A 25,473-nucleotide genomic window follows, 5' to 3' on the forward strand; every position below is an offset into this window, starting at 1 on the left:
TCACATCACTATAGTAATTTATTAACAAGCTCACTAGTCTCATAAAGGTAGTCGGACACCCGGTCGAAATCTTTCTGAATGAGACACAGATAGAGCAAGTCGGTGTAAAACATCTGGGACAGTCTTGAACTGACGGCCGCGATCCGCAATCGCTTTTCATCGCTCGGCACGGCAAGGAGAATGTCGGCGATCCGGGACAACGGATTCTTGTTATCCTGGGTAATGGCGACCAACTGCGCGCCCTTCTCTTTGGCCTTTGCCGCCGCGAGCAGGACTTCCCTGGTTTCGCCGCTGTAGGAAATGGCGATGGCCAGATCCTCCGGTTTAATGCCTACCGAGAATTCGAGATTCATGTGCGGATCCTGATGGAAAACGGCCGGTATGTTCACGCGGTTCAGTTTATGTTCCAGGTCATAGGCGGCTAAAGACGATGCATTGATCCCGAACAGATAGATCATCTTTGCCCGATGCATCAGTTCCACTGTTTTTTCGATCAGCCCGATATCCACCATCTGAAATACCCTTTTATTGCTGAGTTCACGATAATGGTAATATTTCTCAGTGATCTGAGCCGTATTATCGGTACTCATAAAAATCGGGTTCAGCATCTTTTCTTTTGTCTGCGGATTGATGGCGCGGACAATGTCCATTTTCAGCTGTTCCAGACTGCCGCACTCCATCTGCTTGCAGAAACGGATGACCGCAGCCGGAGACGTGCTGCTTCTTCGGCCGATTTCCGCAGCGGTCATCCGGGTAAACGCCGGAGCATCTTCGAAAAGGAATTCGGCAATTCTTTTCCCGGTTTTTGTCAGCGACGTGTATTTGATTCTCAGCCTGTCAAAAAAGTTCATAGCGCCACAATCTTTCGTCCCGGATCAGCCTTCAGCTTTCTTGATCAATTCGAGTATATTGGCGGCCGGTTCATTGGGAATCATCTGGGCAGTGATGGTGATGCCCCTGGCCGACAGATCCCTGATCGCGGAAATATCTTCTTTGCTCAGGCTGACCGATTTCTTGATTTTTAACTGCCCTTCTTTATGCGACAGATTGCCGACGTTAAATGTCGTGATCGGCATCCCGAGATCCACCGCCCGTTTGACGTCTTCAATGTTTCGGAACAGGACGAGCACTTCATCGGCGTCGTACTTTCCGGCGGTAAAATTGCGGACGCCCTTCTGAACAGATAGAATTGACAGTTTAACGCCGGCCGGACGCGCCACTTTGAGCGCATTGATCATCATTTCATCTTTGACCACTTTGTCGTTAATCACCGCAATCCGGCTGACGTTCAGGGAATGCGACCAGACCGTCGCGACCTGTCCGTGAATCAGCCGTTCGTCCACTCTGATATTTCGTATTGTCACGTCATTCGCTCCCACTCTCAGAACAGTTTTACAATATTTGCAAGGTTGCCGAGTATGATCCCGATCGCCAGAAGAATAAACAGCAGCCGCGTCGAGGTCATTTTCTTCTTGCCAAGCAGCCAGTAGGAAAACAGAACAATCGCAATCGGGATGATCCCGGGGATAATCTGATTGAGCAGCGTCTGGAAATCCAGCTTAACCTTCCCGATGTTGAATGCCAGCGGGATGACCGGTTTGATCACAGCCGGTATCAATGCACCGATCACCGTCAGCCCGAGAATGGCCGCCGCTTCTGTCAGATTCTTGAGCTGGCCGCCGAATTCTGTGGTCAGTCTTTGCCCCTGATTATAACCGATAAACGTAAATTTGTAGCGGATGTAGAGAATGACGAAGCCGGCAATCAGCGGAATCAGGAGACCGACCGCCTGACCCTGCAGCGCCAGATAGGCTGCGATTGAGAAAACGAGTGTCCGGTAAATGGCGACGAAAAGAGTGTCGCCGACGCCGGCAAACGGACCCATCAGTCCTGTCTTCAGGCCGGTCACCGCATCCTGATCGGACCCTTTGAGCTTTTCTTCCAGTGCCGTGTTCGCGCCGACGATCAGGTGGGACATGGCCGGTGTGGTATTGAAAAAGCCGAGATGATTCTGCAGTGCTGCTTTCATTTTGTCCGGATCATCTTTATAAAGTTTCTTCAGGATCGGCAAAACGGTGTAGCAATAGCCGAGTCCCTGCATTTTTTCGTAGTTCCACCCGAGCTGCAGGCCGAAAATATTCCGACGCGCGACGCGGGCAAGATCCTTCCGGGTTACGACCGGTTCCGTTGTTTTCTCCTCAGTCATCAATCTCAACCTCCTCATCGTCATCATTTTGTTTCGTCCGGGCTGCAGGCGATCCGCCGGCCGGTGCCGGTTTGAATTCATTCTTGAAAAGCATGTAGATGGCGGCCAGCGCCAAGCCGATTAACGCAACAGCCATCATCGTCATATTGGTTCCGCCGACGGCCATCAGGACAAAGCCGATAATGAAAAAGGCAAAGAACTTCTTCAAAGGCAGATACCGCATCAGAATGGCAATACCTAATGCCGGGAGGATGGCACCGGCTGTCTTCAGGCCAAGCATCAGCCAGGCCGGCATATACTGGTTGATCAGGTTGACCACGCTGTTGCCGAAAAATAAGCCGATAAAAACGGGAATCATGCGGCTCAGCGTCCAGGGAATGATCCCGAACAGATTGGCCCGCTCGACGCCCCGATAATCGCCGGTGCGTGCATGGCGGTCAGCCATATGCTGAAAGAACAGGTTGCTCATCCGGGCGAGCACATCCAGCTGGGTCAGTAAGAGTCCGATCGGAACCGCAAGTCCGATCCCGTACTGGGCCCCTTTTGCCGAAAGGATGGCGTAGGCGGTGCCGATAATCGAACCGGACAGATAATCCGGTACCGATGCGCCGCCATACGTCGCGACACCGAGGATCATCAGCTGAAGGGTTCCGCCGACCAGCAGACCGATTGTGATATTTCCCATCAGCAATCCGGTGATCATTCCCCCGAACAGCGGAGAATACAGTCCCAATTGCGCGGACAGGGCATCAATTTGTGCAAGACCCACATAAAGGGTAAGGATAATGATCAGACCAATAGACAGTGTCATTTCGCAGAATCCTCCTCATTCATCGTATCCATCCGAAATCCCGCTGTTTGCGGTGCCGCCGCACGGATTAATGCGGTTAATCGAATCTTTGCCGATCCGCACCAGATAATCCGTTAAAGGCTGCAAGGGTTGCTGTGCTACGGCTGATGCCTCAACCACCATCGCCAGGTTCAGGCCGGTCATCACCGTGATCCGGTCGCTCCCCTGGGCAAGGAGGGTTGCTACATTGCATGGCGTTCCGCCGAGCAAATCCGTAATGATCAGCACACCTTCTCTGTCTGAAAACTGGTCGACGGCTTGCTCCATCTTCTTTCTGAGTCCTGCGGAACCATCATCCATCGTCATGCAGACTGCCTGAATATTCTCTGTCTGTCCGATAATCATTTCTGCTGACGCCAGAACCTCTTTGGCCAATTTCCCATGGGAAGTCAGAATGATACCCGCCGGCAAGAAATCGCCTCCTAAATTTTTAAAATTATCTAACTATTCATAGTTTAAGTCCAATGAAATGCTATTACAATATTCATCTCGAAAATTTTTATTACTGAAATAGTATTTTAGTTTTGTGTGCGATCATTCATGCCGGGCTTTGCGCGCCGGTCTCGTCCGCATATGCTGAAAACAGTCGTTTTCTGAGCGATCTCTCCCTTTCTCTTACTGCCGGACAACAAATTTTTCAAAATATTATTGACTCTCCGGATCGACGGCGTTAGAATTAGACCCAATCACAACAATTGAATCATCTTATCAAGAGTAGCGGAGAGACTGGCTCGATGAAGCTCGACAACCGGCGTTAGCACGGTGTCAATTCCAGCAGATGGCGTATCATCTGGGAGATAAGAAAGATAGCTGTTATCGACGAATAAAGCTGATTTCTTACTTCAGTCATTTTCTGAATAAGGAATCAGCTTTTTTGATGCTTTTCTGATTCGGTTTCTTTCAGGCAAACCTCCCCCGGAATCATTCTTTAAACAGAGTTTTTCCAAAAACCGTTTCATTCAGGAGGTGAACCATCGAGTACCGCCAGACGTTGTGATACTAGTATTATTTTTTTGACATTATTCTTAGTTTTCGTATGCGCTTTGATGACATTAATCCATTTTAAAGGGGTGCTTGTCTTGAAAATCAGAAAACGCAGTTGGTCCATCATTTCATTGCTTATTGTCTTCTCGCTTGTCCTCTCAGCCTGCGGATCGAGTGCTGCTTCAGGTGCTTCATCATCGACAGCCGGGAAGCCGGTCAAACTGCTGAACGTCTCTTATGATCCGACCCGTGAGCTGTACAAGAGTTACAATCAGCTGTTTGCTAATTACTGGAAAAGGAAGACCGGTCAGACCGTGACTGTGGCGCAGTCGCACGGCGGGTCCGGCGCACAGGCGCGGGCAGTCATTGACGGGCTGAACGCCGACGTGGTCACGCTTGCCCTTTCAGGAGACATTAATTCGATCGTCACCGGCACACATAAGATTGCTTCGAACTGGCAGAGCCGGCTTCCCGATAATTCTGCCCCATACACATCAACCATCGTCTTCCTGGTCCGGAAAGGCAATCCGAAACATATCAAAGACTGGAATGACCTGACAAAGAAAGGCGTCGGTATCGTCACACCGAACCCGAAGACCTCCGGCGGTGCAAGATGGAACTTCCTCGCAGCCTGGGCCTACGCGAATAAGAAGTACAATGGCAATCAGACAAAGGACAAGGCATTTCTGAAAGCTCTGTACAAGAATGTTAAAGTTCTTGATTCCGGAGCGCGGGGCGCGACCACAACCTTCACCACACGCGGTGTCGGTGATGTGCTGATCGCCTGGGAAAATGAGGCTCTGCTCAGCCTGAACGCTGCCGGCGGCAAGAGCAAGTATGAAATTGTCAATCCTTCGATCAGCATTCTGACCGAACCGACTGTTTCCGTCGTTGACAAGAATGCCGCAAAGAACGGAACGACGAAGGTCGCCAGCGCTTACCTGAAGTATCTGTACACAAAGCCGGCGCAGGAAATCATCGCGAAAAACTACTACCGTCCGCGCAATCAGAGTGTGCTGGCGAAATACCGCAATGTTTATCCGAACATCCCGCTGGTAAAAATCGATGACCCGCTGTTCGGCGGATGGAATAAAGCACAGAAGAAATTCTTTAATGACGGAGGTATTTTCGATCAGATCTATACGGGGAAGCAGTGATGTCCCGGCTTTCAGACAGAGAATAAGGAGAGGAAAATCATGTCCGTTCAATCTGTAAAAAGAAACAAAGCGAGGGACAGACAGATCATCCCGGGCTTCGGTCTCTCGCTGGGACTGTCGCTGTCCTATCTCGCTTTGCTGGTGCTGATTCCTCTTTCGATGATTTTTATCTATACTTCCAGTCTTGGCTGGGGCGGCTTTGTCCGAGAAATCAGCCAGCCTATTGTTGTTTCAGCACTTCGTCTGAGTTTTACAACCGCCCTGATTGCATCGCTGATCAATCTGGTGTTCGGTGTCCTGACCGCCTGGGTGCTCGTCCGTTATACCTTTCCGGGAAGAAAACTGCTCGACGGCCTGCTTGATCTCCCGTTTGCCCTGCCGACTTCGGTGGCCGGGATTACGCTGGCAACGCTCTATGCGACCAACGGCTGGGTCGGCCGGCTCCTGCCCTTTAAAGTTTCGTATACCGAAGTGGGGATTATCGTCGCGCTGATCCTGATCGGCATGCCGTTTGTCGTCCGCATCGTCGAACCTGTTCTGCAGAACCTGGGCAAGGAGAACGAAGAGGCGTCGGCAATTCTCGGTGCAAGCCGTTTCCAGACGCTCGTCCATGTCATTTTCCCGAAGATCCGCCCGGCGGCTTTTTCCGGATTCGCGCTCGCATTCTCCCGGGCGCTCGGTGAATACGGATCGGTCGTCTTCATCGCCGGGAACATGCCGTTCAAAACAGAGATTGCGCCGCTCGTCATTATGCAGAAACTGGAAGCCTTCGACTATGACGGCGCCACATCGATTGCGCTGGTTCTCCTCGTTGCATCGTTTCTGATTCTGTTTCTGATTAACTTCTCGCAGTGGCTGGCCAAACGGAAATTTGCCGATCAATGAAAGGAGGTATCCATATGGCTGAACTCTCTGTATCCACGAAACCGGGCAATCTGCTGCAGACCCGGCGGCGGGTTGCCCGTACCCTGACCGAGCCGCTCTGGATCCGGACGCTGCTGACAGTGATCGTGATCGCCTTCATCGCCCTGTTTCTGATTCTGCCGCTGATCTTTATTTTCGCTCAGGCCTTTCAGAACGGGGTCGGGGTTTACTGGGCGGCGGTATCCAGTTCCGATGCCCTATCGTCGATCACCCTGACGCTCACCGTCCTGGTCATCGTCGTGCCGATCAACACCGTATTCGGCATTCTGCTCGCCTGGACAACAACCAAATACCGTTTCAGGGGAAAAAGTCTGGTCGTGACCCTGGCCGACCTTCCCTTCTCGATTTCTCCGGTCATCGGCGGGCTGATCTTCGTGCTTATGTTCGGTGATCACGGAATTCTCGGACCGTGGCTGCTCGCTCATCATATTCAGCTCGTTTTCAACACCATCGGTATCTGCATTGCGACGCTGTTCGTCACCTATCCCTTTGTGGCGCGCGAACTGATCCCATTAATGGAAAATCAGGGCCGGCTTGAAGAAGAAGCGTCGCTCGTGCTTGGCGCCGGCACCCTGCGTACCTTTTTCAAAGTCACTCTGCCCAATATCAAATGGGGGCTGCTCTACGGTGTCATCCTGTGCAGTGCCCGTGCCATCGGCGACTTCGGCGCGGTTTCCGTTGTGTCCGGGCATATCGTCGGCCAGACGAATACGATGCCGCTTCAGGTTCAGGCCTTTTATGACGGCTATCAGATGACCGCGGCGTTCGCCCTTTCATCACTGATGTCCGTCGTCGCGATTGTCTCACTGGCATTGAAAAGCTATATCGACTGGAAAAGCACACGGCCCGAATAATAAAAATGACTGGGGATGGTTGGCATGAGTATTGAACTACGTCATATTTCAAAATCATACGGCCCCTATCAAATCCTGAAAGATATTAATCTGACGATCCAGACCGGTGAGCTGGTCGCGCTGCTGGGGCCGTCCGGTTCCGGAAAAACGTCACTCCTCAGAGTGCTGGCGGGACTGGAATATGCCGATGAAGGGTTGATTCTTTTTCACGGTGAGGATCTGACCAACGCACCGATCAAGAAGCGCAAGGCCGGATTCGTCTTCCAGCACTATGCCCTGTTCGACACGATGACGATCCGCGACAACATTGCTTACGGACTGAATGTGAAACGGCGGAAGGACCGGCCGTCGAAGCAGCAGATTCGCGAACGTGTCGATCAGCTGCTCCACCTTGTCCGCCTAGAACCCTACGGCGATCGGTATCCGTCGCAGCTGTCCGGCGGGCAACGGCAGCGCGTCGCACTCGCCCGCGCTCTGGCCATCCAGCCGCATATTCTGCTGCTGGATGAACCGTTCGGCGCGCTTGATGCCAAAGTCAGGAAGGAGCTGCGCCAGTGGCTGCGTCACCTGCATCAGCAAGTCAAAATGACTAGTCTGCTGGTTACCCACGATCAGGAGGAAGCCTTCGAAGTCGCCGACCGTGTGATCATCATTAACAAAGGACAAATCGAACAAATCGGCACACCGTCCGAAGTTTATGAGAATCCGGTCAACTCGTTTGTCTACGACTTTATCGGCAATGTCAATCAGGTGCGGGGAACGATCAGCGACGGCCTGTTTACAAACGGCAGTTTCAGAGTGCCGGTGGACAACACGGAACAAGCCGATGGTGTCGCCTTTATCCGTCCCGATCAGTTTGCGATCCGGACACCGGACGACATTCAGGAAGCAGGCCGGACACTGGCGGCGACCGTGACGCATATTCATCCGTCCGGATCGATCATTAAGCTTGAACTGATCGGGCAGGATGAAGATCAGAATCTTGAAGTTGAAGTGACCAGGCGGGAATTTGACGCTCTGGCTCTGAGCAAGAATCAGCAGGTCTTTCTGGAAGCCAGGAAAGTCAAAGTGTTCACCGTCAATTGATTCTTGTCCGGAGTTCGGGCGAACAAGAAGCTACGGCTTTCGGACAGGTCCCCGCTGAAGGAGGAATGACCATTGGGACAGGAATTATTGAGTTACGCAAACTGGACCGGGCAGCATCTCCCTGAATTCACGGCTGATCCGGTTTATCATGGCGCACTGGATGTGCTGAGATGGACGTATGGCACCTACGGGGAGCGCGTCGCCTACTCGTGCAGTTTCGGTGTTGAAGGGATTGTCCTGATTGACCTGATCACCCGGGTGAAACCGGATGCGGCAGTGATTTTTCTCGACACGGATTTCCATTTTAAAGAAACGTATGAACTGGTCGACCGTGTCCAGGCCCGCTATCCGCAGCTCCGGATCATCCGCCAGAAACCGGATCTGACGCCTGAACAGCAGGCCGAGAAGTATGGTGAAAAGTTATGGACGCGGCGGCCCGATCTATGCTGCCAGCTGCGGAAAGTCGACCCGCTGCGCAAGCAGCTCAGCCACTATGATGCCTGGATCTCCGGGCTGCGTCATGAGCAGTCGCCGACACGGCGGAACGTTCAGTTCATTAATAGGGATGAAAAATTTCAGTCAGTCAAGATCTGTCCGCTGATCTACTGGACATGGGCACAAGTGTGGGACTACGTCCATGCTCATGATCTGCCCTATAATCCGCTGCATGATCAGCATTACCCGAGCATCGGCTGTGCTTACTGTACATTACCGGTGAAACCGGGCGAAGACCAGCGGGCAGGACGATGGAGCTCCTTCGATAAAACCGAGTGCGGTCTCCATCTGAAGAATGATGTCAAAGAATAATCAAAAGGTGGGAATAAAAGATGGCAGGTTTACCTCATGGCGGTACATTAATTAACCGTCAGGCATTTGGCGAAGACGTCAGCAACATTCAGAAAACGATTCCGATCGACCGCGTGTCCTTAAGCGATCTGGAGCTTATCGCCAACGGCACATACAGTCCGCTGACCGGATTCATCGATGAAGAAAACTATCATTCTGTCGTTGAAAAGATGCGGCTGAAAAACGGGCTGGCCTGGACGCTCCCGATCACGCTGCCGGTCAGCGAATCGGTTGCCGGCAGTGTGGCTGCCGGCGATCTTGTGAAGCTGGATTATCAGGGCACTGTCTACGGCACGCTTGAAGTGACCGGAAAATTCAGGCCGGATAAGGCATGGGAAGCAAAGCATGTCTATCTGACCACAGATCGGGAGCATCCCGGCGTCCGGCGGCTGTTCGACCGGGGCGACGTCTACTTGTCCGGACCGGTCAAACTGATCCGGCGCTCGGAACACCCGGCGGAATTCGCGGCAGACTTTCTGGATCCCGCCGAAACGCGAGCCCTGTTCGACCGCAAAGGCTGGAAAACGATTGTCGGCTTTCAGACACGGAATCCGATCCATCGCGCGCACGAATATATTCAGAAAACCGCGCTGGAAACGATTGACGGCCTTTTTATCAACCCACTGGTCGGGGAGACAAAGAAAGATGATATTCCCGCAGATATCCGGATGCGCAGCTACCATGTACTGATCGACAACTATTATGTCAAAGCGCGCACCGCATTTGCTGTCTTCCCCGCCGCCATGCGCTATGCAGGGCCGAGAGAAGCGGTGTTCCATGCGATCTGCCGGAAAAATTTCGGCTGCACGCACTTTATCGTCGGCCGGGATCACGCCGGCGTCAAGAATTATTATGGGACCTACGATGCGCAGAAAATCTTTTCAAATTTCACGCGTGATGAGCTGGACATCCGGACCCTGTTTTTTGAGAACAGTTTCTACTGTAAAAAGTGCGGTGGAATGGCCTCCAACAAAACATGCCCGCATCCCGAATCATTCCATGTCGCCCTCTCCGGCACTAAAGTCCGGGAAATGCTGCGCAGTGGCATCCGTCCCCCGGAAACCTTCAGCCGTCCTGAGGTCGTCGATACATTGATTCAGGGGCTGCATGTCAAAACCGAAACCATCGGGCATTAAGGAGGCTGAACAAATGGGAAACATTGTCTGGCACAAGACAACCGTCACCAAAGCAGACCGGGAAAAACAGAGCGGCCAGAAAGGTGCGGTCATCTGGCTGACCGGGCTTTCCGGATCCGGAAAGTCGACGCTTGCCAACCGCGTCGAGGCTGCCCTGTTCACTGCCGGACACCGCACCTATCTGCTGGACGGGGACAATATCCGCAGCGGACTGAACCGCGATCTCGGTTTCTCCGATGCGGACCGGCAGGAGAACATCCGCCGGATCGGCGAAGTCGCCAAGCTGTTCGTCGACAGTAACGCGATCGTGCTGACGGCATTCATTTCGCCGTTCCGGAGCGATCGCCTCTCCGCCAGAAAACGATTGGCATCCGGCGAATTTATTGAGGTCTACGTCAAATGTGCGCTCGACGTCTGCGAATCCCGCGATCCGAAGGGCCTGTATCAAAAAGCACGGGCCAGCGTCATTCCGTCTTTCACCGGTATTGATTCGCCTTATGAAGCGCCGGAAGCGCCAGAATTGACGGTCGACACGGAGCATCAGACACTGGAAGAGAGCACGGAAACCATCCTCTCCTATTTAAAAGAAAAGAGTATCATTCATTGACCCCTCCGATGCCACGTTCTGTTTACGATTATGAAAAAACTGTCTCCAACCGGGGACAGCTTTTTTTCATGAATAGGGTGACCGGAAATCCGCAACAAACAAACCTGAAGCGAACACCTTTTCCTTTGCTTCAGGGCAGTCTTCACAAGCACCAATGTACATGTAATCATCATATCCGAAGTGAACGAAGAACACATCCGGGACTTCCAGCTTACAGCGAAGCTTTTCCCTCAGCGCCCACCTGGAAAGCTTTAGTGCATCCTTTAGTGTGATCTTTTGATTCACCCAGATACTGAAAAAATGGCCCGCCTGTGAATCCGTTTCGAGATCGCGGAGCACAACTTTCGTAATCCCCAGTTCTTCTGCAAAAGATCGGATTGCCTGAAGATATTTTTTCTCCGTCTGCAGATCATCCTTCTCACCGACTGACTTTTCGCTGTCTGAAGACGACGTCGATTCGCTTGCATCCGCATCGCTTCCGTCGGCGTGTTTTTTGGCCGGGTCATATTTAGAAATTCTCCAGAAGTGCATATAATCACCCCATAAACAAGGCGCCGATCAACAGGGCGCCGGCGATGATGAAGGCAGGATGAATGCGGAACCGCTGCATCAGGATGAAAGCGCCTGCGCCGATCAGCACCATCGGCAGCCATCCGGATCCCTGATTCGCTGTTGCAAAGAAATTCCAGGCCATCATGCCGAGCATGACGACAATAATCGGGCGGATCAGCAGGGTGAGCCATTTGACTTTCGGTGAATCCTTGAATGTGTAAAGCAGGCGGAGCAGAACGATCAGCAAGAGCAGCGACGGGGCGATCGTTGCGAACATCGCCATCAGCGAACCGGCCACCCCGCCGACATGATAGCCGATATAACCCGCCAGTTCCGGAGCAATCGGTCCCGGCAGCGAGTTTCCAAACGCCAGGACATTGCTGAATGTGGTGACCGACATCCAGTGATAATGGTCGACCACTTCGTTTTCAATCAGCGGAATCGACGCCGGACCGCCCCCGTATCCGAGAATTCCGGGGATGAAAAAGGCGAGAAAAATGTGCCAGAGGGTCGTCATTTGGACGCCCCCTCTTTTTTGCTTCTCTGTTTCCATGGTTTCAGCAGCACAAAGAGCAGCGTCAGTGCGATCAGGATCGGCGCCTGAATATGCAGCAGTTCCATCAGGATGAAGCTGGCGGCAATCAGGATCAGAGTGAGCGTCCAGCCCATACCCTTTTTGGCACTGGTCACGAACCGCCAGGTCAGCTGGGCCATCAGGACACCAACGACGGGCAGCACGGCCTGCGTCATGCCGCGCACCCAGCGCTGATCCTGAAAGCGTGTCAAAAACCCGAGCAGAAGGATCAATACAATCACGATCGGGAATACGCAGGCGACCAGAGCCAGCAGCATGCCGGCTGCTCCTTTGATCCGCCAGCCGATGTAGCCCGCCAGTTTGGTGTTGATCGGCCCCGGCAGCGCATTGGCGATCGCCACCAGATCACCGAATTCCTCAAGCGTCATCCAGTGATACTTTTTAACAACCTCTTCTTCAATCAGCGGAATGCCGACCGGGCCGCCGCCAAAACTGAGAATACTGGAACGAAAAAATGCGATGAAGATGTCAAAATAAATCCTCATCGACTTTTTACTTCTGTCGTTTTTTGTTCTATTCTCTCTTTGTTGCCCTGACACATCGAATCCATACCCTTCTGTGCAAGTGTGCTCAAAATAAACCATCTATTAGTAAATCCATTTTTTTATTATATCGCTACTTTGTTAACTATATATTTATATTGTGAATCAATTGTTTCTTGGTAACATCGTATTTCCAAAATTGGGTATTTTCGATTCAGGAACGTCTGGTTCTTTATTAGTAAACAGGAACAATACTCCCCCGATGAGCAACAGTACCCCTGATATATAGAATCCTGCCTGAAGACTACCCGTGATATCAGCAAAATATCCTGTAATGTAAGGAGCGAAGACCGAAGAAAGCACTCCTGCAAAATTGAAAATCCCAAATGCTCTTGAGTACATCAGTGATGGGGTATTTTCTGCCACGTAAGAGACCAGTATGGGATCAAGTGCCAGCTTTCCAACCAACCCGTAAACGATCAGTCCAATGATCATTAATGAATAACTCTGACTATATGGTATAACAAACTGACAAATCGCCCCAAGTATTGAAAGAAAAAAGATTAACGGCTTTTTATTCTTAATTCGATCTGAGATATATCCGAAGATGATGGCTCCGGGTATCGATGCCCAGGGCACAAGCGAGGCAATAATGCCTGTCTGCGTCCCGCTGACCCCTCTGGCTGTCTGTAGGTAATAGGGAAGCCATGTCAACATTCCGAAGAATCCGTAAAGTGAACAAAATATAATGATGTACGTGAATATATGGTTTTTACTAAAAAGCACCCTCATATCTATAGGAACAGGTTGTTTTTTTATTGCTTTTTTCTTCGAATCATTTTTCTTGTCTTTTATAAAGATGCCAATCAGAATGGCAACTACGGCTGTTAAAACACCAAACAACATAAATGAGATCTGCCATTTCTGATGTAGAGAAAAGGTAAGGTAACTTGATGCGATAAAGCCTAAAGAAATTCCCAGTGCCATCCCACTATTAATAATCGCTGAAGAAACGCCGCGATATTTTTTGGGAATAATATCAGAGGAAACTGCGTATTGTGGACTATAATAAGTTCCTTCTCCTATTCCTGTTATGGCCCGAACAATCAGAAAAATTCCAAGACCTGTAACCAGCCCGCTCATTAATGTACCGATACCAAATAAAATATATCCTGCAACAAGTACTTTCATTCTTCCGAAACGATCTGCCAGGAACCCGGCAGGTACTTGCATCAATGCATACGTAATGAAAAAAACTGTCGACATTAAGCCTAGCTCACTTTTTGAAAGATGCCAATCCTGACCAATGATATTCATAACTGGTGACAGGATATTGCGATCTGCATACATAAATGCCCAACCGAGTGAAAATAGAATAATCACCAATGCATAATTTTTCTTCGTATTTTCCAATCTGACGCCCTCCCAGATATCATTTTCATTCCATGAAGGCTGATTAAATCTGCGCGCACCATGAATAATCAGTTACCAGACGGCAACTTCACCGTCTGCTCTTGGCTCGGTTCCCCCGACAAAAACACCAGAATGCTGGTTTCTTAAAATAATCTGTCCTCTGCCAAACAGGCCTCTGTCAAGAGCAACTTTAATTTGATGCCCACGACGTTTTAAAGCCTGCGCTATATATTCAGGAAAATCGGGTTCAACTAAAATTGTTTTTCCACTGATCCATTGCCATCTTGGTGCGTCGAGCGCTGCCTGAGGATGGAGGTGAAAATCAATCATGTTGGTCACGACTTGCAGATGTCCCTGCGGCTGCATATATTCACCCATGACTCCAAACGCTCCTAAAGCCTGTCCATTCTTTGTCATAAACCCCGGGATAATCGTGTGATACGTTTTCTTTCCTGGAGCTAGCGAATTCGCATCGCTTTGATCAAGGGAAAATGAATGCCCTCTGTTTTGAAGAGAAATGCCAGTACCCGGGATGACAATCCCCGAACCGAAGCCTTTATAATTACTCTGAATAAACGAGACCATGTTTCCTTCTTTATCTGCCGTAGCCAGGTAGACGGTTCCACCTTTTGGCAGAGTACCCGGAATAGGTTCAATGGCTTCCTCATCGATCAATCGACTCCGCTTTTCGGCATAAGTTTCTGACAGAAGCTCTGAGACTTCATCACCCATATCCCGAGGATCGGTAATATATTTCTCACCATCTATAAAAGCCAGTTTCAGTGCTTCTATTTGCTTATGGTATGTGTTGACACTATCTTTATAATCAAAATGAAACTGTTTTAAGATATTCAAAGCTATAAGAGTGACAAGCCCTTGCCCATTCGGCGGCATCTCCCAAATGTCATAGCCCCGATAGTTTACTGAGATGGGATTGACCCATACCGGTCTATAAGTTTCCAAGTCGCTTCTCCTGATAAAGCCCCCATGATCTCGGGAAAATCGGTCAATCCGATCTGCAAGTTCACCCTTATAAAAATCAGAAGCATCTGTCTCAGCTATTATACTCAGACTTTGCGCCTGATCTTGTGAAGACCACATGTCCCCTGCTCTAGGTGGTCTGCCCCCCGGTGCAAACATCTCGAACCACGGCTTAAACATAGGGTCTTTGAGTGTTTCATTATATTGCTCAAAATTCAGCTTCCAGTTTTTTGCTACAACTGTAGAGACGGGGAATCCATTTTCTGCATAATTAATTGCCGGCTGCATCACCTCTTTCAAGCTTTTTTTCCCAAATCTGCGGATACATTCAGCCCATGCTGCCGGTGCCCCGGGAACCATAACCGGTTCTAAACCGTGAACAGGCATAGATTTAAAGCCACGTTGTTTGATAGCTTCAATTGATATTGACTGAGGCGCGATACCACTCGCGTTAAGGCCATGAAGTTTTCCATTAGCCCATACTAACGCAAAAGCATCACTTCCTATTCCATTTGATGTGGGTTCAACCACTGACAGGCATGCAGCGGTTGCAACTGCTGCATCAATTGCATTTCCACCATTTTTAAGCATCTCAAGACCTGCTTGCGCAGCGAGCGGCTGACTTGTCGCTACCATCCCCATTCTTGAAAAAGCCGGTACGCGGTAAGTGTGATAAGGCTGAAAATCATAATCAAACATTCTCAGTTTCTCCTTTAGTCAAAATTTTCAATTATTTCACTTCATGTTTATTTATCGATATTTATATTTCTTTATGTAACAATTATGGGATATAAATTCATCAATAATTAATGATAAACATAAATATTGTTAACAATTGATACAATCATTAAAAATGATTATATGACTTTATCTTTAATAATTCAATATATTTTTCTAAATATTTAATGATTATAATTTTTCTAATTATTCATTTTATAGACAAAAATGCCACGGAAATATCTTCTCCTGTGGCATCAACATTAATCTATGTATCCTGACTTTCAGATAATTATAACGTCATTCCTGTTCGACTCTTAAATCTTCTCAGCAAGATATGACTGTTAACGCTCGTGATCCCTTTCATTGAATAGAGTTCTTTATTTGTAAACTTTTCAAGTTCTTTGAAGTCTTCGACGAGCACATGGACATGAAGCATGCTCGGCCCAGTCATCTGGTAACAGCTCGCCACGTTCTCATTGGCTGCCAGCTTGCGGGCCACAGAGACCAATGCCGAAGGGTCACATTCAACTTCAAAAAAAGCAGAAACTGTTTCTCCGGCCAAAGTTGAATTGATCACTACGCTGAATTTTTCAATGACCCCGTTTTTTATCATCTGTTGTACCCTTTCGCGAATCGCTACTCTTGAAAGGTTGAGGCTCTTACCAATTTCAACATAAGACATTCTTCCGTCTTTTGATAAACACGTAAGTATATTGCGGTCTGTCTCATCCAGATTCATATTTTTGACCGGCTGGCGGAAACTTTCAGGATTTGTACTAATTTTTTACGAAGCCAGTGATACTGAGAATGATCCTGCTGTATCTTATCCCGACAGCCGGAGCTCTCCCTTCTGCACTAAGATGGTGCTTTCTTTTTGGACTTCCTTGCTATACTTATCCATTTTAAACTTCTTAAATTACAATGCGCAATAACCTTCAATACATTTAACAGTATTTTCTGATAAATACTTTTCCCCTTCTCTGTGCGGATCAGCTAATCGTTGACGCGTGAGCACAGTGCAAAATCCGGCCGTCCCAGCGTAAAATCCAGCCGTAAACGACAGAAATCCAGCCGTGATCAGAGAAAATCCAGCCGTTACGGATAAAAATCCAGCGGTGAACCATTTTATGGAAGGAAAATGCCCTGTTTCGGGCATCAAAAAAAGCGACACGCATCTGCGTATCGCGGGAATGAAAGATTTGTTTATCGGCCGAGACCGGTGCCTGTTGCGCCGTTTGCCGGGCCGTGTGCCGGTGTTGCCGTACTGCCCGATGTTGTCGCCGCATCCGTGCCGGACGTCACGCCCATTGTGGACTGCGCACCGACCGTTACCGCTTTAATGTCGGCGGTCGCTTTGTTCATGCTTGTCTCCGGATTAACGGGAATTCCGTTCTTGCGGATTTCAAAGTGTGCATGAACGCCCATCGGTTTGTTGATCGCTTCGGTACCGGCTGTGCCGATCACGTCGCCCTGTTTGACTTTCTGTCCCAACTTAACATAAGTGGATGCCAGGCTCTGGTACAGGGTGGTCACGCCGTTACTGTGCTGCAGCGTCACGACCTTGCCGAGCAGACTGTCCTTTTTCACCGTGACGACCTTGCCGCTCAGCGCTGCCGTTACCGTAAACGACTGATCATTCTTCGCCCCGATGTTGATGCCCGTATTCTGAACGAACGTGTTGTTATAGTTTACGAGAGCAGCTTGCTGTTCCTGCTGGGTACCGGCGGAATCATAGAATGGCTGAACCACTTTGGTTGTTGCCTGTTCCGACGGCCACTCGAAAACTTCTTCACCGGCATTCAGCGGGTTGGTCGGCTTGTTCTGATTGAACACCACCTGGTCCTGTTCCTTCTTACTGCTGGTCTGACTGGTCCCGCTTACCTGATAAATCAGCATACCGGTAAGGATCAGCGACGCAACGCATAAATATAATGCGGGATAGAACCAGCGCCGTTTGGCCAGCTTGCGCAGACCGGACAGCTCTTTTTCCTGCAGTTGTTTCTGATTCTTGTTTTCTGTCAACTTGTATCACCTCAGCAACCAGTCTGATCAGATTGCCGGTGATCTATACCTCAGAATGCAAAAAATCAACCATTTTTCTAAAAACCTGCTAATTTTTTTAAAAATGTACTGTGGATTCCGCTATTTTATGAGAATCGCATCTCTTCAGCGTGCGTTGCCGCAAGTTTGCGGCACAGCTGTTTCGGGTCCGCCGAAGAAAATGGTGACTCCAGCAGGGGGGCTATTTCAGAACCGTGGCCCTGCCGGAGGTCACGGTCATCCGGCTGATTTGCGTGCCGCGGTAGTAATAGGCGATGATCTGTGATGCCGTTTTTCCAGTGCGGGCCATGCCCTGAGCGCCATACTGGCTCATTCCGACACCGTGGCCGTTGCCGGTCGTGTCGGCAATGATTGTATTTCCTTTCCTGGTCAGCCGGAAATCGGACGAGCTGAGGTTCAACTTTTCCCGGATCTGGCGTCCGGTGAACGTGCGGCCGCCGATCTTGAACCGGGCGATATAGCCGGCGCCGGTCCGCGCGACAACATGGCCGACGGTACCGTCCTGAACCGGCAGCGCGACCCCCAGTGCCGATTCGGCATCGGCGGCACTGATTTTCTTTTCCCTTTTATATTTCGGCGACAGTTTATCCCATGGACTCGGAACGGACTTCAGGTATGGGACATCCGTGGTCCAGTAATCGGAAGCATTAGCTGTCCGGCCGTTGCTCGTCGAGAAAAAGAGCGGCGTGATCAGTTTGCCCCGATAGGTAATCACCTGATTGTCGGTGGCCTCCACGGCTTTGGTGATCTTGCGAATCCGCCACGCATAGTCTTTTCCCCAGATTCTTTTGAGCTCCTGAGGGCTGTTATAGACCTGATTGCTGACGGTGTCGGTGACGCGTGCCGCCGGGTTGCTGACCAGGCGGGCGACAATGTAGGTCCGGGCCGCCAGCGCCTGGGCTTCAAGTGCCTGCGGCTGAAAGGCAGCCGGCATTTCCGAGCCGACGACACCAATCAGGTACTGGTTCAGACCGACCCGCTCGGTGATCCCGGTAGCCGAGCGACGAACGGAAACAGTGACGGCGGGATCCGGATTCGGACTTTTGTCTGGAACGGCGCTGGGTAACTGCAAGGTTGCCGACTGGACCGGCGGCTTGTGAATGAATGGAGAAACAATAATCGTGGGTACCAGGAGGATAACGAGTACAAAGGCGAGAAGCAGTGCGGCTTTTTTCTTCATGGAATTCCTCCGGTGCAGGTTTGTTTTTTACTGGATGATATGCTCCGCTTCCGCCATTTAGAAGCCGGGCCATCCCGGCCGTGGAAAAATCCGCTTGAATTCTGACTGTTCGCAGGGACTTGTCTTTTTTGAGTCATAAATGATGGCACGCAGCATATAATCCTGATTGGGCGGACGTCGCTCCTTTGCAGGTGTCCGCCGGCGATCGACGAGCCTCGATCGACTCGCTGATGCCGCAGGCGTGTCGCACCCTTTCCTCCAAACAATAAAGTATCAATAGAATAGAAAAAACCGGCCGGGGTAAAAACCGGTCGGTCTGAGGATTATGTAACCGTAAATTATTGGGAATGAGGAACGCGGTTGCGCGCCTCGGTGGTTTGATCATGTTGTTACGCAAATTTCGGATCGGCGCTGATCTGAGGATGGATGGCTTCAGGTTCAGCGGCAGGAATCTCATGCTTCTCTTCGTCGACACGAACACGTTCAATGTCGGCGCCCAGTGCTCTGAGCTTGCCGGTGAGATTGACGTAACCGCGGTCAATGTGGTGCAGCCTTCTGACCTTGGTGTGTCCCTTCGCGGCCAGGCCGGCGATGACCAGGGCAGCACCGGCGCGCAGATCGGTCGCTGCAACCTCGGCACCCTGCAGGTCGTCGGGGCCGCTGATGATCGCGGAACGGCCGTCAATTTTGATCGATGCATTCATGCGGCGGAATTCTTCAACGTGCATGAAGCGGTTCTCAAATACCGTTTCGGTGATCACGGAAATGCCTTCTGCTTTCAGCATCAGGGCCATCATCGGCGCCTGAAGATCGGTTGGGAAGCCCGGATGCGGCATTGTCTTGATATCGACCGCTTTGAGGTGATCGGGGCCGATGACGCGAAGTCCGCCCTCTTCTTCGTTGACGGTCACGCCGGCTTCGCGCAGTTTGGCAATCAGCGGACGCAAATCGTCAACATCGGAATCTTCAACGAGCACGTTGCCGCCGGTGATGGCTGCAGCGATCATATAGGTGCCGGCTTCGATCCGGTCGGGCAGAATCGTGTGTTCCGCGCCATGGAGCTGATCCACGCCTTCAATCGTGATGCGGCCGGTGCCGGCGCCGCTGACGCGTGCGCCCATGGCATTCAGGTACTGAGCAAGATTGACAATTTCCGGCTCGCAGGCGGCGTTCTCAAGGACCGTTTCGCCTTCAGCCAGTGAAGCAGCCATGATAATGTTCTCCGTGGCACCGACGCTTGGGAAATCAAGATAGATGACCGTACCCTTTAGTTTGCCTTCCACGCTTGCTTCGATCGACCCGTTGCCGATTTTTACCCTGGCACCCATGGCCTCGAAACCTTTCAGGTGCTGGTCGATCGGCCGTGAACCGATGGCGCAGCCGCCGGGCAGGGCAATTTTCGCATGACCGACTCTGGCAAGCAGCGGTCCCATAACGAGGAATGAAGCCCGCATCTTCCGGACATATTCAAATGGCGCTTCCGTGTAAGGATCCGCATCCGCGTTGGCGACAATCGTCTTGTTTTTATAATTTACCGATACGTTCAAATAACGTAATACTTCATTAATCGTGTATACATCGGCCAGTTCCGGTACATTATATATTTTGCTTGTTCCGATACTGGCCAGCATCGAAGCGGCGATGACGGGGAGTACCGCGTTTTTCGCGCCTTCAATTTTCACAGATCCAGAAAGCCGTTTTCCTCCACGAATAATTATCTTTTCCAAAACCTTTTCCCCTCCGCGTCCTTATATCTCTTCGCTCGATCCGAGTGAGCCACCGGCCGTGCCGGGGAGACACGTCCCCCTCAGGCGCGGACTGATGTAATTCAATATTCCAGAGTGATAATCGGCGTACCGAGCGTAATCACGGTTTTCTGTCCGTCATCACGCAGAGCCACCTGCAAATTAACCGGCCGGTTTCCGGATCGTATCTGATCATTCCATATCGCATTATATGCGGAAATCGAAACAAAGGTTTTTTCGCTTAACCGTTCAACGGGAACCGCATTGAAAAAGTTGAGATAACGATCCCCCCGGCTTGATAAGCCAAGTTTCATTCTAGCATGGTCCTGAGCTCTGACACAAGAGAATATCTGCACTTGACGATGAAAAATTTCGGTGATCTCACCATGAATCTTTTTTTCCTGTACCGGCCAGATGTTCCGGTTATATTTTTCGCTTTGAACCTGATAAAGCGTCGCCGTCCGGTAAAGTTTTCCGACCGGATAGGCAAGATATGTCAGCTGCGCCGTCTCACCCGTACCGGCCCGTTTCCGTGCCTGCCGGACGAGGATGCCGCCATGCTTACTGAAAGCCGTCCAGTTACCTGTTGAAAAGTTGTTGCGTTCCTTACTCACATATCGTTCAAACTGTGTTTTTGTCAGCAGCGCCGAGTGTTCCTCACGAGCATATACTGTCCAGCCGGAAACTTCTGCATGATCCTTTTCCAGCAGCTGGGCAAACTGCCCGATGCGTCCGACGGGATCCGTTCTACTCCCGGTTGTTCCCGTCTTTCCCTCGGCTCCGGTGCCGGCTGTCAGGATCAACAGCCACACCATAAAAGTCAGAATCAGTGTCTTCTTCATTCCGTACGCACCTCTCTCCCTGCCTTAAGTATGGCCGGCAGAAGGAGGGCTGCATACGTGGAACTTTTCGTCAAAACCAGCCCGATTTCCCCGATGGACGACATCTCCGCCATGAGGAAATCCGGGACTTTCGGCTTACTCGCAGGTTTGCCACTGCGCTCATCCGTAAATATGCGGCAGCATCAGTGACCAGTTCATGTAGTCAATCAGAAACTGTGCGACCGGATGGCTGATGGCAAGTGCCAGAAGAATGTAACAAATCCTGGCCTGTAATGACTTCGGGTGCCGGAACAGCAGATCAAATTTAAGACTCTGAAGCGCCCACCATGTGAGGACGAGGACCAGGAGATTCACGAAGATATTTAACAGTGCCTGTACCCCAATTGTCGTCACTTTCTTGCCACCTGCCTGATTGATCATGTAATGCTCGTTACCCTTTCATGAACCGGATATTGTTTCTGCGGTTCGGGAATGTGCATCCATCTCCTGTTTGTAATCAATCTGTAATCAAAAGTTAATATTTCTTAAACAATTTTATTTTAACGCGATTTTGGGAAAATAACCACAATAATCTAAATGATTGTTTTTTCAGAATTAATACAGATTTCTCGAATTTCATTACATTTTTGACAGGTAGAAACTGGAGCTGTAATGATCTGCGGATTCGGTCGAAATAAGACAGGAAGAGCGCTTCGTTTCGTCATTTTGCCATATTGTTGATTTCCGCTGCAGGCGCTCGCTTTTCCCGCAGGAATCTCGCACCTTCAGCTTCAATCAACGGGTAACCAAGATCGCGATAAATGCAATTTTACGAAAGAGGATGTGAAGAAGGTGGGTAAGCATCATAGCCGGGAATTCCGGGAATCGATCGCAAAATTGATTGTGGATGGACACAGGGCAGCGCACGATGTGGCACTTGAAAAGGGACTGCCGGACTCCACGATCAGCCGCTGGGTGGCTGCATATAGAGCGGCGCGTCATACGACAGACGTGAAGCGGACGCCGAACCGGGAGGAACTCGAAAAGGCCAAAGCCGCTTACATCAAAGAAATGAAACAAATTGATCGGGAAAATGAGCTTCTGAAGCGAACGATGCAGTTTCTCAGGGGCCAAGATGAATCGTGAAAGCAGAAATGGATATGCCGGTTTTTTCGCGGCTTTCCTAAAAATTGATCGGTTCCCGGGATAAAAGATGGCAATTTTTTAAAGAACTGTGCTTAAACAGATAGGTGCACGAGCGCAGCCATTTCATTTGCGGGCGATTTGGGTATATATCAGCCGATTTCGCCATTTTCAGCCGAATTAGATGAGAAGCGGGATCAGTGACTGCACAAAAAAGAGAAGCCCATCTCTGAGCTCCTTTTTTTGTATCCGGATTTATTTGTTCGGCACGGCGTCTTCCTTGATGGCGGCGGTGGAAATACGCAGCTCGGAACGCTTCAGACGACGCATCGCACTGTCGTAACCCGGAGAGGTTTCGTGCAGTGTGCCGAGCTGCTTCCTGGCAAGATCTCTTGCTTTTTCCGCACGGGCGACATCAATGTCGTCTTTCTTTTCAGCGGCTTCCGAAAGGATCGTGACCTTGTCACGGCTGACCTGGATGAAGCCGCCATGAACGGCGACGTAATCCACCTTTTTCTCATCTTCATGTTTCAGACGGACCAAGGCGATTTCCAGCGGCGCAACAAGCGGAATATGATGGGGAAGTACGCCCATCTCGCCGCTTGTGGCCCGTACACAGACCATGTGAACGTCTCCTTCATACACCTTGCCTGCGGGTGTGACGATATCCGTATGCACTGTGCTCATCTGCCAGCCCCCTTTGTCCGGCCTGCGCGGCGATTAGACTGCGCATCAGGCCAGTTGTTTCGCTCTTTCCAGAACATCCGCAATCGTTCCTGTGTTACGGAATGCTTCTTCAGGAACGTCGTCATATTTGCCGTCCAGGATGCCCTTGAATCCCTTGATCGTGTCTTCGACAGGAACGTAAGATCCGGGAACACCGGTGAACTGCTCGGCGACGTGGAAGTTCTGGCCGAGGAAGAACTGAACGCGGCGGGCACGGCTGACGGTCAGTTTGTCTTCGTCGGAGAGTTCATCCATACCAAGGATGGCGATGATATCCTGAAGTTCACGATAACGCTGCAGCGTCTGCTGAACGCGTTCGGCAACTTCGTAGTGTTCTTCACCGACAATGTCCGGCGACAGCGCGCGGGATGTTGAAGCCAGTGGATCCACGGCCGGATAAATACCGATCTGGGTCAGTGAACGTTCCAGGTTGGTCGTCGCGTCCAGGTGTGAGAATGTGGTTGCAGGAGCCGGGTCGGTATAGTCATCGGCAGGCACATAAACGGCCTGAATTGAGGTAACCGAGCCCTTTTTCGTTGATGTAATCCGTTCCTGCAGGCGGCCCATTTCTGTTGCCAGCGTCGGCTGATAGCCAACGGCAGACGGCAGACGGCCAAGCAGCGCGGAAACTTCCGAGCCGGCCTGAGTGAAACGGAAGATGTTATCAATGAACAGCAGCACGTCCTGGCCTTCGACGTCACGGAAATATTCCGCCATCGTCAGACCGGACAGCGCCACACGCATACGGGCACCCGGCGGCTCGTTCATCTGGCCGAACACCATCGCGGTCTGCTTGATCACTCCTGAATCCGTCATTTCATAGTACAGGTCATTACCTTCACGGGTCCGTTCGCCGACACCGGCGAATACAGATACGCCGTGATGCTCTTCGGCAATATTGTGAATCAGTTCCTGAATCAGAACGGTTTTACCGACACCGGCACCACCGAACAGTCCGATTTTGCCGCCTTTGATATATGGGGTCAGCAAATCAATAACTTTAATTCCGGTTTCCAGAACTTCCGTTTTCGTCGACAGATCGGCGAATTTCGGAGGATCTTTATGAATTGAACTTTTTTTAACATCAGGCGCAATCGGCTTGCCGTCAATCGCTTCGCCGAGGACGTTGAACACCCTTCCGAGTGTGGCGTCGCCGACAGGGACAGAGATTGGTGCACCTGTGTCGATTACTTCCATGCCGCGGACAAGACCATCTGTCGAGTCCATCGCAATGGTGCGGACAGTATCATCGCCAAGGTGAAGTGCTACCTCCAGCGTCAGATGGATATTCGCTTCATTGGAGGACTTGGCTTTGTAATTAATGGTCAGAGCATTGTAAATGTCAGGCAGACTGTCGCGGTCGAACTTAACATCGACGACTGGTCCGGTTACCTGAGTCACATACCCTTTGTTCATCGAACTACCTCCTATCAGCCTTTTATCCATTGGCTCTGTTCACTCCTAACCGTTATGCTTCGCTCAAGGGAGCATAAAGTCCGGTTTAAACAGAGCCTACACATTTATTCGAGTGCGGCAGCGCCGCCGACAATTTCTGTAATTTCCTGAGTGATTGCCGCCTGACGGGCACGGTTGTACGACAGCGACAGGTGATCGATAATGTCACTGGCATTATCCGAAGCACTGCGCATGGCCGTCATCCGTGCTGCCTGTTCGGCTGCTTTGGCGTCGAGCAGGGCGCCGTAGATCTGCCCCTCAGCGTAAAGCGGAAGCAGATTCTTCAGCACTTCATCTTCATCCGGTTCGTAAATGTAATTCGTTTTCTTCGCCGGACCTTCAGTTAAGTTGGTGAGCGGCAAGAGCTGCTTGTCTTCCACCGTCTGGGAAATCGCGTTGACAAAGTGATTATAGATCAGATGCAGTTCATCGACTTTCTTCGTATTGAACAGGTCGATCACCTTGCGCGCAAAAGCCACCGCATCGTCAAAATTGATCTCATCGGCCACATCCGTTTTGCTGAAAACAACCGGATAGTTCCGTCTTGTGAAAAATTTCAGGCCGATCTTTCCAGTGACAATCACCGTATATTCATCCGGCGACTGATGTTTTTCACGGATCCGGTTCTGCGCATATTTCAGCACGTTGCTGTCATACGCACCGGCCAGTCCGCGGTTTTCCGTCAGAACCAGATAGGCGGTCTTCTTCACCGGACGGGTGGCGAGCATCGGATGTTTGCTGTCGCCGCCCTTTGGCATCGCGCTGGCAATGCTGGCCACCACTTCACGCAGTTTGCCGGCATACGCTGCATAGTTCTGGGCACTCAGCTGCGCCCGGCTCAGCCGCGCAGCGGCAACCATCTGCATCGCCTTGGTGATCTTGCTCATCTGCTTGGTCGACGCGATCTTTTCCTTGATTTCACGCATTGAAGGCATGTTCTTTCACCACC

Annotated in this window: 27 protein-coding genes and 1 riboswitch; of the genes, 8 read left to right on the plus strand and 19 right to left on the minus strand. The window is 50.7% G+C overall.

Translation table 11 applies throughout. The features are described 5' to 3' along the window. Positions 1 to 8 precede the first annotated feature (8 nt). The 5 genes from D889_RS0107720 to D889_RS0107740 are packed head-to-tail and all read right to left on the minus strand — an operon-like array spanning position 9 to position 3,467. Positions 9 to 851 (minus strand): MurR/RpiR family transcriptional regulator, encoded by an 843-nt coding sequence (locus tag D889_RS0107720; protein WP_010630594.1) that lies wholly within the window; start codon positions 849 to 851, stop codon positions 9 to 11. A 24-nt stretch (positions 852 to 875) separates the two neighbouring features. Continuing rightward, positions 876 to 1,364, minus strand: coding sequence for a PTS sugar transporter subunit IIB (locus D889_RS0107725; RefSeq protein ID WP_010630595.1), 489 nt, complete (start codon positions 1,362 to 1,364; stop codon positions 876 to 878). 17 nt (positions 1,365 to 1,381) lie between these two features. Beyond that, on the minus strand, positions 1,382 to 2,206 hold the full coding sequence (locus D889_RS0107730) for a PTS system mannose/fructose/sorbose family transporter subunit IID (protein WP_010630596.1): 825 nt from the start codon (positions 2,204 to 2,206) through the stop codon (positions 1,382 to 1,384). Next, positions 2,199 to 3,017: a PTS mannose/fructose/sorbose/N-acetylgalactosamine transporter subunit IIC gene (locus D889_RS0107735; RefSeq protein WP_010630597.1), complete on the minus strand. Its 819-nt coding sequence runs from the start codon at positions 3,015 to 3,017 to the stop codon at positions 2,199 to 2,201. The genes D889_RS0107730 and D889_RS0107735 overlap by 8 nt, the downstream gene beginning before the upstream one ends. 15 nt (positions 3,018 to 3,032) lie before the next feature. Further along, positions 3,033 to 3,467 (minus strand): PTS sugar transporter subunit IIA, encoded by a 435-nt coding sequence (locus D889_RS0107740; RefSeq protein WP_010630598.1) that lies wholly within the window; start codon positions 3,465 to 3,467, stop codon positions 3,033 to 3,035. Between the two features lie 291 nt (positions 3,468 to 3,758). Next, positions 3,759 to 3,860, plus strand: a riboswitch (SAM riboswitch). 275 nt (positions 3,861 to 4,135) lie between these two features. On the opposite strand from D889_RS0107740, the gene D889_RS0107750 reads away from it, so the two are divergent. From D889_RS0107750 to cysC, 7 genes are all read left to right on the plus strand, one after another. Then, positions 4,136 to 5,197, plus strand: coding sequence for a sulfate ABC transporter substrate-binding protein (locus D889_RS0107750; protein ID WP_010630599.1), 1,062 nt, complete (start codon positions 4,136 to 4,138; stop codon positions 5,195 to 5,197). Positions 5,198 to 5,236: 39 nt separating this feature from the next. Continuing rightward, positions 5,237 to 6,082 (plus strand): sulfate ABC transporter permease subunit CysT, encoded by an 846-nt coding sequence (gene cysT / locus D889_RS0107755; protein ID WP_010630600.1) that lies wholly within the window; start codon positions 5,237 to 5,239, stop codon positions 6,080 to 6,082. A 14-nt stretch (positions 6,083 to 6,096) separates the two neighbouring features. Further along, positions 6,097 to 6,975 (plus strand): sulfate ABC transporter permease subunit CysW, encoded by an 879-nt coding sequence (gene cysW, locus D889_RS0107760; RefSeq protein WP_010630601.1) that lies wholly within the window; start codon positions 6,097 to 6,099, stop codon positions 6,973 to 6,975. Between the two features lie 24 nt (positions 6,976 to 6,999). Beyond that, the gene (locus tag D889_RS0107765; protein ID WP_010630602.1) at positions 7,000 to 8,061 is read left to right on the plus strand and encodes a sulfate/molybdate ABC transporter ATP-binding protein; all 1,062 of its coding nucleotides are present in this window, start codon (positions 7,000 to 7,002) and stop codon (positions 8,059 to 8,061) included. Positions 8,062 to 8,133: 72 nt separating this feature from the next. Continuing rightward, complete coding sequence (locus D889_RS0107770; RefSeq protein ID WP_010630603.1) at positions 8,134 to 8,868, plus strand: phosphoadenylyl-sulfate reductase; 735 nt, start codon at positions 8,134 to 8,136, stop codon at positions 8,866 to 8,868. A 20-nt stretch (positions 8,869 to 8,888) separates the two neighbouring features. After that, positions 8,889 to 10,043 (plus strand): sulfate adenylyltransferase, encoded by a 1,155-nt coding sequence (gene sat / locus D889_RS0107775; protein ID WP_010630604.1) that lies wholly within the window; start codon positions 8,889 to 8,891, stop codon positions 10,041 to 10,043. A 13-nt stretch (positions 10,044 to 10,056) separates the two neighbouring features. Further along, positions 10,057 to 10,650, plus strand: coding sequence for an adenylyl-sulfate kinase (gene cysC / locus D889_RS0107780; protein ID WP_010630605.1), 594 nt, complete (start codon positions 10,057 to 10,059; stop codon positions 10,648 to 10,650). A gap of 66 nt (positions 10,651 to 10,716) precedes the next feature. Here cysC and D889_RS0107785 read toward each other — a convergent pair whose 3' ends face one another. The 11 genes from D889_RS0107785 to D889_RS0107840 all read right to left on the minus strand — a co-directional run bounded on the left by D889_RS0107785 (position 10,717) and on the right by D889_RS0107840 (position 21,641). After that, positions 10,717 to 11,181 carry a hypothetical protein gene (locus D889_RS0107785; RefSeq protein ID WP_010630606.1) on the minus strand — a complete coding sequence of 155 codons (465 nt, stop codon included), beginning with the start codon at positions 11,179 to 11,181 and terminating at the stop codon, positions 10,717 to 10,719. 4 nt (positions 11,182 to 11,185) lie between these two features. Beyond that, on the minus strand, positions 11,186 to 11,719 hold the full coding sequence (locus D889_RS0107790; RefSeq protein WP_010630607.1) for a chromate transporter: 534 nt from the start codon (positions 11,717 to 11,719) through the stop codon (positions 11,186 to 11,188). Further along, a complete protein-coding gene (locus tag D889_RS0107795; protein ID WP_010630608.1) occupies positions 11,716 to 12,282 on the minus strand; it encodes a chromate transporter in 567 nt (188 codons plus the stop codon). The genes D889_RS0107790 and D889_RS0107795 overlap by 4 nt, the downstream gene beginning before the upstream one ends. Positions 12,283 to 12,444: 162 nt before the next feature. Next, entirely contained in the window at positions 12,445 to 13,692 is a 1,248-nt protein-coding gene (locus tag D889_RS0107800; RefSeq protein WP_010630609.1) for an MFS transporter, read from the minus strand. A 72-nt stretch (positions 13,693 to 13,764) separates the two neighbouring features. Beyond that, complete coding sequence (locus tag D889_RS0107805) at positions 13,765 to 15,372, minus strand: gamma-glutamyltransferase family protein (RefSeq protein ID WP_010630610.1); 1,608 nt, start codon at positions 15,370 to 15,372, stop codon at positions 13,765 to 13,767. A gap of 310 nt (positions 15,373 to 15,682) precedes the next feature. Then, on the minus strand, positions 15,683 to 16,132 hold the full coding sequence (locus D889_RS0107810; RefSeq protein WP_026038978.1) for an Lrp/AsnC family transcriptional regulator: 450 nt from the start codon (positions 16,130 to 16,132) through the stop codon (positions 15,683 to 15,685). 464 nt (positions 16,133 to 16,596) lie between these two features. Then, positions 16,597 to 17,415 (minus strand): M23 family metallopeptidase, encoded by an 819-nt coding sequence (locus D889_RS0107820; protein ID WP_010630613.1) that lies wholly within the window; start codon positions 17,413 to 17,415, stop codon positions 16,597 to 16,599. A 220-nt stretch (positions 17,416 to 17,635) separates the two neighbouring features. Beyond that, positions 17,636 to 18,634, minus strand: coding sequence for a stage II sporulation protein D (spoIID, locus tag D889_RS0107825; protein ID WP_010630614.1), 999 nt, complete (start codon positions 18,632 to 18,634; stop codon positions 17,636 to 17,638). Positions 18,635 to 19,023: 389 nt separating this feature from the next. Then, positions 19,024 to 20,361: a UDP-N-acetylglucosamine 1-carboxyvinyltransferase gene (gene murA, locus D889_RS0107830; RefSeq protein ID WP_010630615.1), complete on the minus strand. Its 1,338-nt coding sequence runs from the start codon at positions 20,359 to 20,361 to the stop codon at positions 19,024 to 19,026. 101 nt (positions 20,362 to 20,462) lie between these two features. Further along, positions 20,463 to 21,221 (minus strand): YwmB family TATA-box binding protein, encoded by a 759-nt coding sequence (locus D889_RS0107835; RefSeq protein WP_010630616.1) that lies wholly within the window; start codon positions 21,219 to 21,221, stop codon positions 20,463 to 20,465. A 159-nt stretch (positions 21,222 to 21,380) separates the two neighbouring features. After that, the gene (locus tag D889_RS0107840) at positions 21,381 to 21,641 is read right to left on the minus strand and encodes a DUF1146 domain-containing protein (RefSeq protein ID WP_010630617.1); all 261 of its coding nucleotides are present in this window, start codon (positions 21,639 to 21,641) and stop codon (positions 21,381 to 21,383) included. Between the two features lie 411 nt (positions 21,642 to 22,052). Between D889_RS0107840 and D889_RS0107845 the strand changes: the two genes are divergently transcribed. Continuing rightward, positions 22,053 to 22,346 carry a transposase gene (locus tag D889_RS0107845; RefSeq protein ID WP_010630618.1) on the plus strand — a complete coding sequence of 98 codons (294 nt, stop codon included), beginning with the start codon at positions 22,053 to 22,055 and terminating at the stop codon, positions 22,344 to 22,346. Between the two features lie 252 nt (positions 22,347 to 22,598). On the opposite strand, the gene D889_RS0107850 is transcribed toward D889_RS0107845, so the two are convergent. The 3 genes from D889_RS0107850 to atpG all read right to left on the minus strand — a co-directional run bounded on the left by D889_RS0107850 (position 22,599) and on the right by atpG (position 25,459). Beyond that, a complete protein-coding gene (locus tag D889_RS0107850; RefSeq protein WP_010630619.1) occupies positions 22,599 to 23,030 on the minus strand; it encodes a F0F1 ATP synthase subunit epsilon in 432 nt (143 codons plus the stop codon). Between the two features lie 45 nt (positions 23,031 to 23,075). Continuing rightward, the gene (gene atpD, locus D889_RS0107855) at positions 23,076 to 24,485 is read right to left on the minus strand and encodes a F0F1 ATP synthase subunit beta (RefSeq protein ID WP_010630620.1); all 1,410 of its coding nucleotides are present in this window, start codon (positions 24,483 to 24,485) and stop codon (positions 23,076 to 23,078) included. A gap of 104 nt (positions 24,486 to 24,589) precedes the next feature. Then, complete coding sequence (gene atpG, locus D889_RS0107860) at positions 24,590 to 25,459, minus strand: ATP synthase F1 subunit gamma (RefSeq protein ID WP_010630621.1); 870 nt, start codon at positions 25,457 to 25,459, stop codon at positions 24,590 to 24,592. Positions 25,460 to 25,473 lie beyond the last annotated feature (14 nt).

Origin of the sequence: Sporolactobacillus vineae DSM 21990 = SL153, assembly GCF_000377985.1 — a bacterium.
In the GTDB taxonomy this organism is placed as follows: Bacteria; Bacillota; Bacilli; order Bacillales; family Sporolactobacillaceae; genus Sporolactobacillus; species Sporolactobacillus vineae.